Source organism: Rickettsia sp. TH2014 (assembly GCF_019249195.1).
GTDB lineage: Bacteria > Pseudomonadota > Alphaproteobacteria > Rickettsiales > Rickettsiaceae > Rickettsia > Rickettsia felis.
Map to the genome: position 1 here is coordinate 1 of NZ_MXAX01000090.1, position 1,819 is coordinate 1,819.

The window sequence follows — 1,819 nt, forward strand, 5'->3', positions numbered from 1 at the left end:
GTCATCACAAAGAGATAGCAGGCACAATATACAATAATATTGATATCTACAAAGCTGCAAACGGTAGAGGTCAAAACGAACATAAGATTGATAATCACGACAAAATCAAAATAGCTGAAGATTGTTATGTAAAGCTGTGTGATAGTAATGCATGGAGCGAAAGAGCTTCAAATAGCGTTAAGGTGGCAGGTGATGCTATTTGCAGCATCAACTTAAGTAGACAAGAGGGTGCGGCTACTCTTCTTGAGCAAGAAAAGCATAAAATCAAAGATATATTAAAGCTTAATCCAAAATTTGATCAAGAAGCTTTAAAACAAACTTTAGGCAAAATTGGAGCTACCGAGCAACAAGAAGCATTAAATACAATATGGCTTGGTGAGTTTAAGGCTAAGGTGCTACCTGAGCTTAATGTACTTCAAAAAGAAAAGGTAGAATCTAAAACAGTAAATGAGTTAATAGGCGTCTTCAAGAAAGAGAAAGAATATTGCTTAAAAGTCGAGAAGACATTCCCTGAATTAACACAAACATTAGATCATCAGGAGAAAAATAGTCATATTGCTATGGCAGCAACGTATCACACGGTACGTCCTAAAATGATAGAAGAGATGCACGCAGATATCTTAACTCTACAAAAATATAGTGGATGGAACGACAAGACTATTATATCTACGATTAATATGCATCAAGATATAAGCAGGCAGGCAGATGCAATATTTAGTCGTACACAATCTCATATTATTGATTCAATTGAAGATAATCTACATAAATTATCTCTTAAGGGAGTCATAGAACATCAAGGAGAGAAGTTTGAGAATGCTGTAGATTATTTACATGTACGTATTAGCGATCAAGGTGAGAATAAATATCTTACTGATAGTAGTATTGAGACAAAATATCAGAAGATGATTAATAGTAGTATGAGCGATAATACTGATTCTTCAAATATGGCAGCATCTGAAGCAGAGAAATTAACATCAATTGATGGAGCACAGCCCCAATTAAATGGTCCAAGAATTAAACTTTAAACAAAGAATGAGGTAATAATATGCCAACAAAAAAGGAAAAGACTGATAATGTCAAATATGAAGAGCAAAATCTTAGTATGATAACTAAGGAGTTAAGGAATCAGACTAAAGATTTAGAAAAGCAAATACAAGCCATGCAGGATAATAATTTGATATTATGGAAATTGCCTGATAACCTTAGCGAAGCACTAAAGGCTACCACGCCTGATATAGCATCTGAATTGCAGAAACGTATCTTTCAGTCTAATATCGATAAAATTCAAAAGGCAAACGAAGCTATAGATGATATGATGCATCAGTTTGATAAAAAAATAACTACATCACTGTTAGAAGCTGATAGGCAAATATCACAATCTTTATCAAAGGTAAAACGTCTAACCAATAATATGGTAGAATATGAGACTGGCAGTTTTAAAAAGAAATTAATAATATGTGCTGCAGCATTTGCAATGTTAGTAGCTAGTTGCTGTATTTCATCATATATTGTATATAAGAAGTTTCCGGGAAGAATTCATATGCGTCATGATGGTCCTATGCATATAGAAAATAGTAGTGTCGTGTTACATTATCCTACTATTGGAAAAATAGAAGGAACAAATAATAAGAAACTGGGAAAATAAACGCTAATATATAATATGAGTAACAAAGAAGATTTATCAGTCAGTTTATCAACATCTGAAGAGCAAGGAAGCAATAAGCAGTGTGTTGCTTCGGATAGTAGCGATACTTCTGAGAGACCAAGGCATGACGAACTATTTAAAAAGGTCATGAGTGAGCCTGTAGCTGCTCGTGAG

At 33.9% G+C, this 1,819-nt stretch carries 1 protein-coding gene and 2 pseudogenes; all 3 read left to right on the forward strand.

What is annotated here, in order from left to right; translation table 11 throughout:
* Positions 1-1,025, forward strand: a pseudogene (locus tag KYQ89_RS01550) (hypothetical protein); the annotation flags it as partial.
* A 20-nt stretch (positions 1,026-1,045) separates the two neighbouring features.
* Positions 1,046-1,645 (forward strand): hypothetical protein, encoded by a 600-nt coding sequence (locus tag KYQ89_RS07595; protein WP_256621185.1) that lies wholly within the window; start codon positions 1,046-1,048, stop codon positions 1,643-1,645.
* 15 nt (positions 1,646-1,660) lie between these two features.
* Positions 1,661-1,819, forward strand: a pseudogene (locus tag KYQ89_RS07600) (transposase); the annotation flags it as partial.